Here is a 14,427-nt window from a genome sequence, read left to right on the forward strand (position 1 = left end):
GTGGCGCTAAAAATCCCACCTTTGGTTCTGGTGCTGCTCGCTGCACTGATAATGTGGCTGGTCGCAATCCTGACTCCGGATTTGACCTTCCAACTTTGGGGACGCCTAGGTTTTGCCCTGGCATTGGTGTCAACCGGTGGAGCTATCGCCACCCTTGGCGTGCTGCAATTTCGCCTGGCCCAAACCACGGTCGACCCACGCTACCCACAGCGCTCGGCGCGCCTGGTCAGCGGCGGCATTTATAAAATGAGTCGCAACCCCATGTACCTGGGATTCTTGCTTATGTTGAGTGGGTGGGCTCTTTGGCTTGCTAACCTAGCGACCGTCCCCGTATTGCCTTTGTTTGTTATCTACCTCAACCGTTTTCAAATACGGCCGGAAGAGCATTTTCTCAGACAAACCTTTGGGGATAAATACAAGCGCTATTGCCGCCGAGTGCGGCGCTGGTTTTAAGGTCTTAAGGGATTATCAGTTAACCTCACTCGGCCACAGTGCAGCCGAGTGAGGATGAACTATCAGCGGTTAGTCGATGCCGATTTGGCCTTACTGATGGCCTCGTTAATATTCAGCGAAGCCGACTCTTGACGTGGCGGGAACTTTTCAAAGGTCTTGATATGTTCCGTCAACAAGGCGATGGCCGGTTGGAATACCCAGCTTTTCTTCATGATCTGATGAAAACCGGTGACCCCGTCATAGTGCTCCATGGGATCCTTACGCAGGTTAAATAACTTGGGCATGGTATGCGTTACCAGGTCTTCATAATAACGACCGCCAGGTTTAGAGGCAAAGTGCATCTTCCACGGACCAACGCGTACCGCGGTCAGCTGTGACTCGTAATAGTAGAAAAAGTGGTTACGCGCCGACTTTTCTACCTTGCCACGCCAGTACGCGAGGTTATTTTCACCATCGATATAGACATTAAATTCCTTTTCCATGGCTTTACGCAGATTTTTCTCCCCCACAGCCGCGGCTATGGTGGGGAACACGTCTTCATGTGAAGAAATGCCGTTGAGTTTTAACCCCGCCGGGATCTCCTTAGGCCAGCGCACCATAAAGGGCACGCGCACACCGCCTTCCCAGGTGGTCATTTTCTCACCGCGGAATTTAGTGGTACCGGCATCGGGCCAGGAGCTTTGCTCGGGGCCATTATCCGTGGTGTAGATCACTATGGTGTTGTCGGCAATCTTAAGCTCATCAAGCTTATCCAAAAGCTGGCCCACATGGCCATCATGCTCGATTAAACCACTGCCAAACACATCTTCTTCCGAGCTGATCTGCGTGGCCAGATGACGACTTTCGGGTTTAAGGTGGGTATACACATGCATGCGACTTGGCGCATGCCAAATAAAGAAGGGCTTATCCGCTTTGACCGCACGCTCCATAAAATCCAGGCTGCGAGCGAGCACCTCTTCATCGAATGTTTCCATGCGCTTGCGAGTGAGCGGGCCGGTATCTTTAATACGACCATCGGCATAGGCCTCTATGACCCCACGCGGGCCGAACTTTTTCTTAAAGTCTTTGCCCTTGGGGTAATCCTCCTGCTCTGGCTCCTCGGAAACATTGAGGTGATAGAGGTTACCGAAGAACTCATCAAAGCCATGACGGGTGGGTAAATGCTCATCCAGATCGCCTAAATGGTTTTTACCAAACTGCGCCGTCATATAGCCTCGCTCTTTCAAAAACTCGGCCATGGTCGGATCCGCTTCTTTAATGCCCAGCGGGTTACCCGGCTGCCCGACCGTGGTCAAGCCGGTGCGCACCGGCAACTGACCCATTAAAAAGGCCGCACGTCCGGCGGTGCAACTGGGCTGGGCATAGTGATCGGTAAACAGCGCGCCTTCATTGGCGATACGATCGATATTGGGGGTGTTATAGGTCATGCCGTGCGAGTATGCGCTCAGTGACAGTTGCGCAACATCGTCGACCATAATGGCAAGTACATTAGGATCATCTTTCGCATTTACCGCCAGCGATAACAATCCTGCCATTACACCTATCAATGGCAATTTCATAACTTCTCCTTGATTATTAGCAAGATAAAAATAAGTTTTAAACTACATCGATAAATAAATTTTGAGCCCTAGTAACTATAGACGAAGGTTGAGAAATAACGATGATTTATCAAAAAAAGGGACATCTTTTGTGATTAAAATCAAATACCAAGGCATCGGCTAGATAAAATAATCAGTTTCCTTGTTGTAATACCGGGAACTGCTATAACTTATGGGGACTCATATAATTTCAAGGAGAGAGCTATGTTACGTTTCGCTGTATTTATATCCTGCCTATTAACCTGTATTCCCAGTTTTGCAGCAGATAAGCCCAATATTCTGGTGATTTGGGGCGACGATGTGGGTATGTGGAATATCAGCGCCTACCACCGCGGCATGATGGGGGGCAGCACCCCAAATATCGACCGTATCGCTAATGAAGGCATGATGTTTATGGATCATTACGCGCAGGCTTCCTGTACCGCAGGTCGCGCTGCGTTCCTTCTCGGCCAATACCCTATCCGTACAGGTTTGAGTACTGTGGGCTTACCCGGTGCCAAGGAGGGGATACAAACATCCGATCCAAGTTTAGCGACTATGCTTAAAGCACAAGGCTATACAACAGGTCAGTTTGGTAAGAATCACCTAGGTGACCGTGACGAGCACTTACCGACCAACCACGGCTTTGATGAGTTTTACGGCATTCTTTATCACCTCAATGCCGGTGAATATGCTGAGCAATATGACTACCCACAAGATAAAGAGACGCAAGAGCGCGTTGGCTTAGCCCCCATGCGCGGTGTTACTCACTCCAAGGCTTTGGCAAATGGCAAGCAAGAAATCAAAGACTTAGGCCCCTTCGGTAAAGAAAGACAACGTAATATCGATGAAGAAGTTCTGGTTGAGTCCAAACGCTTTATTCGCGATGCGGTCAAAGCCGATACGCCATTTTTTGTCTGGCATAACACCACCCGCATGCACTATCGCACCAACCTTAATGAGTATTATGAAGGCCGCAGTGGTTACGGCATTTATGCCGATGGCATGATGGAAATGGATGATGATGTGGGCGAGTTACTTAACCTACTCGACGAATTAAAAGTGGCTGATAACACCATAGTAATGTTCTCGACCGACAATGGTGCCGCCTCTAATTCCTGGCCCGATGGCGGCAATCAACCCTTCCATGGTGAAAAAGGTGTAGGCGGCTGGGAAGGCGGTTTCCGCGTTCCCCTTGTTGTTAAATGGCCGGGTAAAATCCCCGCGGGCGTCAGCACCGGCGAATTTATGACCATGGAAGACTGGCTACCCACCCTAATGGCCTGGGTTGGTCAGGGCAACCTTAAAGAGGAGCTGCTTAAGGGTAAAAAGATCAATGGCCGAAAATACAAGGTGCACCTCGATGGCTATGATCAAAGCGACTTGCTCCTTAATCAGGGCAAAACCAAGCGTAAAGACTTCTACTACTTTACCGAAGCAACGTTTCATGGATTACGTCATGGCGATTGGAAATTATTGTTTAAAGAGCAGAATCACTGGTTTAGGGCTACACAGCAATCGTTAACCTCCCCCTATATCACTAACCTCAAACTCGATCCGTTCGAGCGCTTCCACGAAGCCCGCGGCTATGATGAATGGGCGGAAAATCGCAGCTGGATCTTAGGCCCAGCCGGCAAGCAAATTGCGGAGTTTGTTGAGACCTTTAAAGAATTTCCACCGACTCAGAAGAGCATGAGCTTGCAGGTAGATGACGTCAGCAAGTTTATTAATAACCAGGCTATTAGCCGCTAGTTATACGTCACAGGCAGGGTTCATCCCCTGCCTGATTTCGAGCGATAAAGCACACTCGGTAGCGACAGCTAAATAAAGTACTTGCTTTATCTTTTTTACATGGGTATATTGTTGGATTGCTTGCTCATCCTCAATCAGTAAGCAATGCACATATTAAATGTGCGCGTGTGATGCCTTTCCTTGATCCAGTCAGTTCCATCCCGAAATTTATAACGCCTTAAAAGTCTGACAAAGATTAACCGGGTACTGCCGTTTTGTAACAGCAGCTAGCCCCAATGCCGCGCAATTGACGCCGCTTTCCAGACGATAATAAGGCAATTTGAATGCGCCCTACGGCGCCAATAAATGAGTTTTATTATGTCCTATTTATATAACAATCAACGTATTGATATTACCTTGCCGATCGCAGGTATTTCTATCAACAAACGCCGCATGGCCATTAGTCACCATCAAGGCAAAAGCTATATCGAGTTTGCAAATAACGCCGATATGCAAGGCTTTATGCAGTGGCTAAAGGGCCAGGCCTAAAACCAAAAAAGGGAGCGTTTAGCTCCCTTTTTTATGCCTTAAAACCCGAGGCAAACCTAATTGCGGTTAACTTTCACCGCGCACATTCAAAAATGGTAAAATCTACCTGCGCGTCGCCCCTTATCTGAGCGCCTTAAAAGCGTTACACTCATACTCCTGTTTATAGCAAGGCGATCAGTGGCCATGAATTACCTCGCCCATCTGTATTTAGCTCAGCCCACTGCCGACTCCCACTTTGGCAACCTGCTCGGTGATTTTCGCCGCGGCCTGGTTAATCAACAATGGCCCAAGGCGGTGCAATTAGGTTTAGAGAATCATTTACTGGTGGACAGGTTTACCGATAAGCACAGCAGTGTGCGTGCCGCAACTAGCTTATTTTCGCCACAACGACGACGCTTCGCGCCGGTAGCATTGGATGTGCTGTTTGATCATCTGCTGATCCGTCATTGGCAAGACTTTACCAGCAGCGAATTTAACGATTTTTGCCAGCAAAGTTACCAGCTTCTCAACACTCGCACCGAGCTGATGCCCGAGCGTATGCAACATGTGGTGGGGAAAATGTGCGAACAAGACTGGTTTGCTACCTATGCCGAACTCGATGGCGTTGCCCTGGCACTGGATAGGATCGCTAGCCGGATCCGTTTTCGCAATGACTTTACTGGCGCAATCGAAGATATTGAGCGCCATTTCGATGCCTTTGAAGCCCATTTTTTGGCCTTCTTCCCCGAGCTTATCACCCATGTGCAAACCCATAACCTTGAATTGGTGAACATGGATTCGAACGCCTTGCCCGCGCCATTGAAATATCGGACATAAAGTAGCCGCTCACAGAGCTAATACACAGGGCTGCAAGGCTTAGAGTTAACAGTTCAAGAACGATCGAGATGAAGATGACAAAGGGCGTAAGTAAGGTTACTAAGGGCTTTATTGCTTTTTTATAGCAATTTCAATTTTTATGCTCAAAGCAAGCTAGGGGATGAAGCTTAAGAAAGCTTTAATAAAAAGCGAGAGGTAAAAATAGTGGTAAAGAGGAAGGTAAACGGGTGGAGCGAGGGCGCCCCACCTGGATATGCCAGCTAATTAGATAGCTGTAACGTCAGAAGCTTGAGGGCCTTTAGCGCCTTCTTCAACGTTAAATTCAACTTGCTGACCTTCTTGAAGGGTACGGAAACCGCCTTCAGCAACGATAGCACGGAAGTGTACAAACACGTCTTTGCCGCCATCAGTAGGAGTAATAAAACCAAAGCCTTTTGCTTCGTCGAACCATTTAACTGTACCAGTTGTTTTAGACATAGTGTCTCCAAAATATTTAAATTAAATAATGTGTTGCGTTGCAACATCAGAATTGCCGAACTAAGTACTAGCTAACACGAGTGGCTTACGCTGCATAAATTCGGGTGGAACACTAACTGGGTAGAACACACGAAGAACTGAAGTACAAAAGCAAAATCGAATCTGGGTAGAACTCATCAGACGCGAGCATCCTAACACAAGGGGACGAGATCACCTAAGGTTTACGTCATTTTTTTGTACAATTTTCACCCAACAAGTTCATAACCCCCGTTGCCGAGCCCTTGTTACCGACTTTGCTTGGTGTTTATTATGAATCTGATATCAATGTGTTACATTAATGTTCAGGTTTAAACTTAGTTTTAACTATATCGAGTTAAACATTCCCTAACCTTAGATATAACAAGAACAAAGGACTTCTTATGCGACATCAACTTGCGGCAATGGCACTGGGCCTATCGGCGGCTTTGTTAAGCACCACGTTAAGCGCTGCCCCTGAACCATTCGAATATCAAAAACAAGGACGAGGCATGGCATCCGAATCTAAGATGCGCGGCGTCTATGATCTGATCCCTAACCCCAGTGGCGATGCAGCCAAGGCGCGTTTGGCTATTCTCCAAGGCATGCAAAAAACCAAGGGCGTTGCCTGGCTACTGGAGCAAGAAGGCGACGGCTATATTCTGGCGCGCTGGGATTACAAGGGCCACACCATTTTTCATCGCATTGAATACAACGGCGAAGCGGTACAAATCAAATATGCAGGTGGCCTAAACGATTACCAATGTGAAAAACTGGTCGGCGATTATTGCTACAAAACACATAGAAACTATTACAAATACAACCGCTCGCTGGTCAAGCAGTTGAAAATCGCCTTGCAGGGAGTCTAAAGCATGAAAAATATAAAAAGCACCTTGTCGTCGTTATTGCTCACTGCCACCTTGAGCTGCACCTTAGTTAGTCAGGTTCACGCAGAAACAAATCAATCATTTACCTTGTATGACGATCCATTGTTGTTGCAACCCTATGTCACCGAACCCGCCAAGGTGATCAAACTGGGCATGAACCAATATCAATGGCGCAGTGTTAACCAAACTCCGGACACAATCGAGGCGGAACTGGACTACAAGGGCTACGTGCTGCGCGTCGATATCCATTACAACAGCGAAAAGATTTGGTTTGAGGCCATTTCAAGCGTTAACAATGACTGTAAAAAGCCACCTTGCGAAGTTGAGCAGCGCCATATTGACCGCTGGCGTACCGGCCTGCGCCGTGGTATTGCCAAGGCGATCACCGACTTAGCGGTGAAAAATGCCTATCAGCAAGTGTATCTGGATAAACCAGAGCCCTGAGCAATCTCGACCCAAGGTGGCCTATAGGCCACCTTGATTTACCTTCCTCACTTACCCGAATACATTTCATAGAGTTAAAAATTAAACTTTGGATGTCAGGATGACTAAATTTAGTGCCATTCTATTGCTGCTTATCTCCCTTAGCCTCAATGCCAAAGTCGCTTATGTGGCCTTGGGTGACTATCGGGTCGAATACGAATTGCGAGGCGACTCTAAAGCCATCTTGCTGCTCGAGGCCGGTGGCTCGGCTGGCCTAGAAGACTGGAACCCCATCTATGACCGGCTTACCAGCGAGTATCGTACCCTGCGCTATTCACGTATTGGTAACGGCGGTTCCACCGCGGTGCGCAAAAATTACAGCTCAGAAGAATACGCCGATGAGGCGCTGGCACTGCTTGATGCCCTGAACATTGGTGGTCCGGTTATTTATATCGCCCACTCGTATGGAGCCTATATTGCCCGTACCTTCGCCGCTCGATATCCAGAAAAAGTAGCGGCGCTAATGCTTATCGAGCCGGCGTCCGAGCATGATGTTGATATTATGCGCCAGATCGATTTAGCCAAGGCGGAGCAGGAAATAGCCGAGGTAAAGCGTGATGACATGAAAAACGGTATGTCGAATCAGTACCTCGACTTTTGGGCCAAACGTCCCTTGCCCGATCACCCGGAGATAGCCGATATTCCGGTAACGGTAATCGCCTCGATTAAGCGCTATGAAAATCCGCCGCTGTTATTTTATACCGATAAGGCCAGAGTGATGTGGGGCGAACTGCACAGAGATTGGGCTTTGGCCTTCCCGCAAGGGAAAATCGTCCTCACGGATAAAAGCTACCATTTTCCGCAACGGGATGAGCCCGAGATGGTGCTCGAGGAAATTAAGGCGCTGGTTCAGCGCACTACAAAGTCAAAATAGGTATTGGGATATGGCTGGGGTTTCAATGAAAAGTGCCACCATTCCAAGGGGTAAGGAGCGAAGCCCTGGGCCATCATTAAATCCCGCAACAAGTAACGGTTTTTTCTCTGCGCCTCACTAATGCGTGGATCGTCTGTGTTCGATAAAGTATCGAACATATCAAAGGGCGAGCCCATATCCAGCTCTTTGCCACTGCTGCCGTCCACCAGGGTCAAATCGACCGTGGCGCCACGACTGTGGCCGGACTGAGCGGCAATATAGCCTCCCAATAGCTTATCCTTAGCTAAATTCGGATAGTACTCGGCCTTGGTTTTTGTGTCGGCGCCATCCTTAACCCAACGCACAAAATGATCCACCGCACGCTGCGGCCGATAACAATCAAATACCTTTAGTGTAAGACCTCGCGCTTTGGCCGCCTGCTGCACTTGCGCCAACGCCTTAGCTGCGTTGCGCTGTAAAATGCACTTGGGCGCCTCATAACCCTCCACTTTGGCACCGACAAAATTATTACTGCCAAAGTAGCGAATATCCATTGCTATGCTGGGGTCCAGCTCGCCCAGGGCAGTAAAGTCCTCGGGCATAACATTGTTCGAGCTAGCACATGCAGAAAATAATAATGGAGCAATACAGAAGATAATCTGCTTTTTCATAAAGCCAAGCCTAATCACTTGAGAGTTGTTTATTTAACATACCCCAATTAAAACAGTGGATAAAGGTCACTGCATCCCTTGGGTTTTAACAGGCATAAAAAATGCCGCTTACCGATAGGGTAAGCGGCATTAAGCTGTTAACTAGGTTGGGTTAGTTAAGCTTTTTTACGGCGTAACCAGGCTAGCGGGCTAAGAAGTAATAACCAGGCTAGTGAACCTGAGCTTGATTTGCTCTCTGGCTCTGGCACTACTGTGATTTGCTCAGCAGTAATAGTTACAACTACTTCACGTGTCGTGACCATTTCGCCATCGCTTACGCTCACAGTGAAGGTATGCTCACCTTCGCTCAGGCCAGTCACATTGGTTACAGCCGAGTTTGGAGACTCAATTGTACCCGGACCTTCCCACTCAAATGTGATTTCATCGCCGTCAACATCCGTTGAAGCACTGGCATCTAAAGTCACCGTGTTACCTTCGGCTGCTGAGATAGTTGTTTGTGCTACTTCAGCAGTTGGTGCTGTGTTTGCGCTCTCAACAGTCACTACTACTTCGCTTGTAGTAACTATCTCGCCATCACTTACACTTACAGTGAAGGTATGCTCACCTTCGCTCAGGCCAGTCACATTGGTTACAGCCGAGTTTGGAGACTCAATTGTACCCGGACCTTCCCACTCAAATGTGATTTCATCGCCGTCAACGTCCGTCGAAGCACTGGCATCTAAAGTAATGCTGTCACCTTCTACCGCCGAGATAGCGGTTTGAGCTACTTCAGCAGTTGGCGCATCATTTACATTCTCAACGGTCAGAATGAATGTTGTGCTCACAGCATCAGATGGGTTCTCAATATCAGCAACTTTTACGGTTACTTCGATTTCGCCGAAGAAATCTTCCGCAGGAGTAATAGTCACGGTATCGCCATCCACTTCTGCGGCCATGTTGTCGCCACTGACGATAACTTCATTCGCTGAGTTAAGTTCGTCGATGTAGGTCACGTCAAAGGTAATTGACTCACCTTCATTGGTAGTCATGTCTTCCAACTCAATCACTGTGATATTACTTGAAACAGACAGGGTGTGTGACTTAACCATGGTTTCCATGCCATCCACTTCGATTGTTGCAGTGAACTCCATATCACGACCCGCTGATGCAGAAGTGATATCGGCCCATGCCGTTACTTCGAACTGTGATGACTCAGGACCCACATAGTCCATACAGATAACCATGCCGTCTTTAACCACTTCATCAACCTCATTGAAATTGATAGAGCGACCTAGGTATCCTTCAAGAGGGCCACGTTGGTATATTTGACCTTTATAGCCCTGAACACCGATGCTACCGCGAGTATTAGTTGAGCCGAAATCAATGTTGTCATAAGCCAAGTAGATTTCGTGCTGGTTGTCGCCGAAGCGAGTATGCGGCGTAAAGATAACTTCAAAGTCAAAAGAGCTGTCCTTTTTCTCCCACTGGTTTTGACCTGTTGCACGGTCATAACCTAAGTAAGAGTAGTCGGAGGCATTATCCCATTCAACAATGGCCCAGGTACCTGTAGTCGCCAGGGTAATCCCCTCTTGTGCACTTAAACCAACGCCTAGTACATCGTTCGGGAAGCCTGGGAACCAGCCACGCCAAAGTGGACCAATTGCCTCATATGGGAAGCTATCATACGGGAACTTAGAAACAATCGGGTTAAAGTGTCTTACTGGACCGAAACTAAGCTTACCATTACCATGAATCGCCATAGTGCCAAATTCAACATTCTTCGCTTCGGCATTGTTGTACAGACTTACTTCGTTAACACCGTTGAACAAGGTATTCACTGGAATTGAATAACCACGGTCATAAGTGATGGTGTTGCTCTCATCAAAGCCTGACAGGATAGGTGTTAAACCGAATCTTGAAAGGTCAACGTACCCGCCCGGGTTTGAATTGCCGAAGTTCGGTGTACGACAGAACTCGTCTGTGATGTTGTTAGTCACAATGTAATCAGGCGCTACGTCACGCGTATCTTCTTGAGTACCAGTGATAATCAGTTTGCCATCTGCTACTTCAATATTAACGTCACCGCGTGAACTCAAGACATTTTGCTCACTAATATTCAGGCCTTCAGGGATATCCGCTGTGAAGGTGAACTCACGGTCAATACCTGTGTTGTTTGCCAACACTTCGAAGGTGAACGGTACTTTATCACCGATATTAGCTTTAGTCTGCGGCACATCTAAGTGAACACGGTCTACGCCACGCTCTAGCTTAAACGGGATAGAACCTAGGTTACCGGCATTGACTTCAGACGTACCTACCTCGATGGTGCTGTAGAATACATCATCTAGCTCCATGTCCAGGTTCCAGGCGATATTCATATCTACCTTGTTGATACCGTCGCTCGCTGGTAATGACGCAGTAATTGAACCGTCAACTTCATCACTAACAACGGCTACTGCATATTTAAAGGTCTCTTCAACACCAGCTTGTCCAGATTTGTTGCTGTTGTAAACCATATACCAATATTCACCTTCTTCAGGGTTATTGATATTACAGAAGTTGGCATAACTAACGTGGCTAGATACACACAAAATCTCGTCTTGTGGCTGGATTTGACCATCACCATTGTAGTCTTTACCCACATAAATAAGTGGATTACCAATGTTCAATGTCCCTTCAAGTTCAGACTCGATCACGCCTAAGGTTTCAACAATCAAGCGCTTCGAATTCGCAGCAACGGTCACAAAACCTGTATGCACTGCTTCATCGATAATGTCTTCCTCTGCAGGCACCGTTGTACGGTTCATTGCCCAAGGGAATGTACGGTCATCATCTTTTGGCAAAGTAATGGTTTTAACATCCGCTTTTACCGGCTTGTAAGCGCGCGCAACCGGGCTGTCTACCAGTGGCATAGTGATGCCTTTAGCCACATAGGTGTCGTTGTTCGCATGCGCTACCGCACTTAGGCGTGAAGGCAATTCACCACGGTCATATTTAAATGCCATTGGCCAATGCGCATCTGGAATACCTTCTTCCTGAGCCTGGAAGATAAGGTTGGTGTGCAGCTCAACTTCTGAGTTTGAGAACCAATCCTGGGTATCCATTACCGAGGCTTTCACTATGATAGTTTGCGTTTCACCGGCTTTCAGAGAGAAGGTCTCTGGGATAATCTCGATATTTACGCCGTTTTGTGCCGCTTGCGAGCGCATATCAAACGCCCAGTTCACTACGTCTTCGTGGCTAACCGTCCAGGTACCGTCTTTGGTTGCTTTAACCGTACGTACCCACTGACACTCAGGAGCACACGAGAAATCAACCAGGTTAGGCATGTTCAGCTGATGCGGTGTACCACCATTGTATGGATCGGCTGCAAGGAAGTTCTCAGCAGACTCATCCATGATAAGGCCTGATTTAACCGCATTAGCAACGTTAATACGACCGGTACCGGCGCGGTAGATCTGTGCTTTGTTAGACTCTGAGCCTTCTTGGTTTAGACGCCAGTATTGTACTTCATTGTCAGATGTCATCATCAGCGCCGATTGTACCTCGGCCGCCGTCCACTCTGGGTTTGCCTGACGGATCAAGGCCATGGCACCGGCTACGTGTGGTGAAGCCATTGATGTACCGCTGCTCATTGAGTAATCCATACCAAAAGGCGTAGACACAAACGGATGCTCATCAGAGTAGGCGGCGTAAATATTAACACCCGGAGCGGCTAGTGTAGGCGCCAGGATTTCAACGTTCGAGTACGAAGGACCGCGAGACGAGAAGTTAGCCAACCAATCGGCATCTTCTTCGTTGATGCGACGCTCGATAACCGTTGGTTTAATGGTGATCATGTGACCCATTTCACTAGCGCTATCCACCCAGTCTTCTAGGCCATCATTTGGATAAACACCATTCCACTGATTGTAGGTAAAGTGCACACTAGGAAGTGAGTAGCTTTCAGGCACTGTGCCCTGGTCGCGGTTGCGGTTGAACATAATGAAGGCATCGGCACCGCCGGCTTTTACATTATCAACCTTGGCAGTACGCGCATTGGCGTTTGGATCTTGTGGGTCGTGACGCTGACAGATTACGATAACGTCCGTAGAACCGTCTGCCGCACCAGGGATAGCCGTGCCGTCTTTAAAGAAGTCAAAGGTGCCAGCCGGGTATTCCGACTCACAATAACCATCAAAGTCTTTTTCACCATTGATATCGGCGTAGTCTTTCGCCCATACCACAACACCGGTTACTTCTTCGTTGTTGATTGAACCACCAACAAGGCCCATATCCGCCCAGCTAGGTACTTCCGAGCCCAGTGCAGGGTCGATAAAGCCAGCGTATTCAATGGCAGTATCGATAGCCACGGTGCGACCATGTGTCGTTGCCGCTACCTGAGCCAGCCAAGGTGATGAGTTATCCAAATAACCCAAACACTCAGAGCCACCACAGACACCTGTGCCCGAGTTACCTGCTGCTGCGGCAACGTTGATGCCCGCTTCACGCGCCGATAGGAAGGCTAGTTGTACCGGATCGGCCCATACATTTGAGTCGGCACCACCGATTGAAAAGTTGATAACATCAACACCGTCGGAGATAGCATCTTCGATACCCGCAACAAGCGCTTCGCCTGGACAACCGCGGTAGCCGCTTTCATTTGATGAGTGACACACCTGATAAGCAATGATGTTGGCGTGCGGGGCCACACCCGAGATCTCTGGGAATAAGGCTTCTTTGATGATCTTACCGTCTTGCTCCTCACCTGTACCAGCTAGCATATAAGGCACGTCTTTAAGTACGTTACCCGCCGCCGTTGAGGCTACGTGTGAGCCGTGACCCTGATAGTCTTCACCAATGGCTGGCCAGCCTGGGATCATAGCCGAAAATGAATCTGTGATGATGTCGTATGAACGTACGCCGATCAGCTTGTCGTTACATTGAATGTGCTCAGCATCTTCAACACAGTCACCCACGTATTGGCCTGCGCCCCACGGGTTGGTGTGGTCATAGCCGTCACCGCCGATATCAGCGAATGAAGGGTGGTCTGAGTTAATACCGGTATCGATAATACCGATGATTTGACCTTCCCCCTTGTGCTTTACTCCCGTAGGAGAAGCCATGCCAGACCAAACCTGATCCGCAGCAATTTGCTTAGGGCCTTGATCTGAAAGTAAATCGTAATGTTTAGAACGCATAACCGAGGCAACGCTGCCCAAGTTAGCAATGCGCGCCGCTTCCTGTTCTGTCATTTTCACCGAGAAGCCGTTAATAGCTTTGGTGAATTGACGACGCATTTCGGTGCGGCCGGTTACCGCCGTCACTTCCTGCATCACGCTTTGTTGCTTAGAACGCAATTGACGCTCATAAGTGATTACCGCTTTAGAAGTCGGTTGACCACGCTCGAATAGTTTGCCCGTGTTGTCACCCATTGAACGCGTTAGCGCTGAATTGGGATCCTGTGCGGCAACGGCAACAGACGCATCGCGCAGACGCACGATGTAGATATGTTCACCTTCGATGTTTTCCTTAACAAACTTACTTCCATGCGCGTTTAGTTGTACGTTTACGCCTTGTACATCGGCACTGTTCAAGCCTTGAGTATTTAGTTCTTGTTGTAGTGCTTGAACGCCTTCAAGGGTAAGGCTAGGTGCTTTAAGTTTATTCTCTGCGCTGACCGAATGGTCATTAGCATTAACGGCGGCATACAAAGATGTAGCGCTAAACAGTGCCACACCAACCGCTGTTGCGATGGTTGTTTTTTTCATGATGGACCCTAACTTAGTAAGTAATTAAGTTGTAATTTCGAACCAGCCGAAATTTTTTAACAGCCCGATTCAACCACATTAACAACACCCATCACCAACAACTCTTTGTACACTTTTGTACAACAACAAAACAAAATAGACACACTAAATTAACACAGGGAACAGAAGGTAACTTGGACTGGGATT

At 48.1% G+C, this 14,427-nt stretch carries 11 protein-coding genes; 7 read left to right on the plus strand and 4 right to left on the minus strand.

What is annotated here, in order from left to right; all coding sequences use genetic code 11:
- Entirely contained in the window at window positions 1–453 is a 453-nt protein-coding gene (locus C2M34_RS09405; RefSeq protein ID WP_234398787.1) for a methyltransferase family protein, read from the plus strand.
- 62 nt (window positions 454–515) lie between these two features.
- On the opposite strand, the gene C2M34_RS09410 is transcribed toward C2M34_RS09405, so the two are convergent.
- Window positions 516–2,012, minus strand: coding sequence for an arylsulfatase (locus C2M34_RS09410; protein ID WP_105213796.1), 1,497 nt, complete (start codon window positions 2,010–2,012; stop codon window positions 516–518).
- A 243-nt stretch (window positions 2,013–2,255) separates the two neighbouring features.
- On the opposite strand from C2M34_RS09410, the gene C2M34_RS09415 reads away from it, so the two are divergent.
- The 3 genes from C2M34_RS09415 to C2M34_RS09425 all read left to right on the plus strand — a co-directional run bounded on the left by C2M34_RS09415 (window position 2,256) and on the right by C2M34_RS09425 (window position 5,126).
- Window positions 2,256–3,782 carry an arylsulfatase gene (locus C2M34_RS09415; RefSeq protein WP_105201254.1) on the plus strand — a complete coding sequence of 509 codons (1,527 nt, stop codon included), beginning with the start codon at window positions 2,256–2,258 and terminating at the stop codon, window positions 3,780–3,782.
- Window positions 3,783–4,139: 357 nt separating this feature from the next.
- Window positions 4,140–4,310 carry a hypothetical protein gene (locus C2M34_RS09420; protein WP_158677988.1) on the plus strand — a complete coding sequence of 57 codons (171 nt, stop codon included), beginning with the start codon at window positions 4,140–4,142 and terminating at the stop codon, window positions 4,308–4,310.
- 183 nt (window positions 4,311–4,493) lie between these two features.
- The gene (locus tag C2M34_RS09425; protein ID WP_105201256.1) at window positions 4,494–5,126 is read left to right on the plus strand and encodes an acyl carrier protein phosphodiesterase; all 633 of its coding nucleotides are present in this window, start codon (window positions 4,494–4,496) and stop codon (window positions 5,124–5,126) included.
- Window positions 5,127–5,390: 264 nt separating this feature from the next.
- On the opposite strand, the gene cspE is transcribed toward C2M34_RS09425, so the two are convergent.
- Window positions 5,391–5,603, minus strand: coding sequence for a transcription antiterminator/RNA stability regulator CspE (gene cspE / locus C2M34_RS09430; RefSeq protein ID WP_105189283.1), 213 nt, complete (start codon window positions 5,601–5,603; stop codon window positions 5,391–5,393).
- Between the two features lie 419 nt (window positions 5,604–6,022).
- Between cspE and C2M34_RS09435 the strand changes: the two genes are divergently transcribed.
- The 3 genes from C2M34_RS09435 (at window position 6,023) to C2M34_RS09445 (ending at window position 7,862) form a co-directional block, all read left to right on the plus strand.
- Entirely contained in the window at window positions 6,023–6,487 is a 465-nt protein-coding gene (locus C2M34_RS09435) for a hypothetical protein (protein ID WP_199774433.1), read from the plus strand.
- Window positions 6,488–6,490: 3 nt separating this feature from the next.
- A complete protein-coding gene (locus tag C2M34_RS09440; RefSeq protein WP_105258622.1) occupies window positions 6,491–6,949 on the plus strand; it encodes a hypothetical protein in 459 nt (152 codons plus the stop codon).
- A 100-nt stretch (window positions 6,950–7,049) separates the two neighbouring features.
- Window positions 7,050–7,862 (plus strand): alpha/beta fold hydrolase, encoded by an 813-nt coding sequence (locus C2M34_RS09445; protein WP_105258623.1) that lies wholly within the window; start codon window positions 7,050–7,052, stop codon window positions 7,860–7,862.
- Here C2M34_RS09445 and C2M34_RS09450 read toward each other — a convergent pair.
- Window positions 7,838–8,512: a M15 family metallopeptidase gene (locus C2M34_RS09450; protein ID WP_105258624.1), complete on the minus strand. Its 675-nt coding sequence runs from the start codon at window positions 8,510–8,512 to the stop codon at window positions 7,838–7,840. The genes C2M34_RS09445 and C2M34_RS09450 overlap by 25 nt on opposite strands.
- 155 nt (window positions 8,513–8,667) lie before the next feature.
- Entirely contained in the window at window positions 8,668–14,241 is a 5,574-nt protein-coding gene (locus C2M34_RS16005; protein ID WP_105258625.1) for a S8 family serine peptidase, read from the minus strand.
- Window positions 14,242–14,427 lie beyond the last annotated feature (186 nt).

It is taken from the genome of Pseudoalteromonas sp. T1lg88 (assembly GCF_002964765.1).
In the GTDB taxonomy this organism is placed as follows: Bacteria; Pseudomonadota; Gammaproteobacteria; order Enterobacterales; family Alteromonadaceae; genus Pseudoalteromonas.

Excerpts from the sequence above, each read along its gene's own strand:
- C2M34_RS09450 (WP_105258624.1), bottom strand. The coding sequence starts at position 8,512 with ATGAAAAAGCAGATTATCTTCTGTATTGCTCCATTATTATTTTCTGCA.
- C2M34_RS09415 (WP_105201254.1), top strand. The coding sequence starts at position 2,256 with ATGTTACGTTTCGCTGTATTTATATCCTGCCTATTAACCTGTATTCCC.
- C2M34_RS09440 (WP_105258622.1), top strand. The coding sequence starts at position 6,491 with ATGAAAAATATAAAAAGCACCTTGTCGTCGTTATTGCTCACTGCCACC.
- C2M34_RS09435 (WP_199774433.1), top strand. The coding sequence starts at position 6,023 with ATGCGACATCAACTTGCGGCAATGGCACTGGGCCTATCGGCGGCTTTG.
- C2M34_RS09420 (WP_158677988.1), top strand. The coding sequence starts at position 4,140 with ATGTCCTATTTATATAACAATCAACGTATTGATATTACCTTGCCGATC.
- C2M34_RS09445 (WP_105258623.1), top strand. The coding sequence starts at position 7,050 with ATGACTAAATTTAGTGCCATTCTATTGCTGCTTATCTCCCTTAGCCTC.
- C2M34_RS09410 (WP_105213796.1), bottom strand. The coding sequence starts at position 2,012 with ATGAAATTGCCATTGATAGGTGTAATGGCAGGATTGTTATCGCTGGCG.
- C2M34_RS09425 (WP_105201256.1), top strand. The coding sequence starts at position 4,494 with ATGAATTACCTCGCCCATCTGTATTTAGCTCAGCCCACTGCCGACTCC.
- cspE (WP_105189283.1), bottom strand. The coding sequence starts at position 5,603 with ATGTCTAAAACAACTGGTACAGTTAAATGGTTCGACGAAGCAAAAGGC.
- C2M34_RS16005 (WP_105258625.1), bottom strand. The coding sequence starts at position 14,241 with ATGAAAAAAACAACCATCGCAACAGCGGTTGGTGTGGCACTGTTTAGC.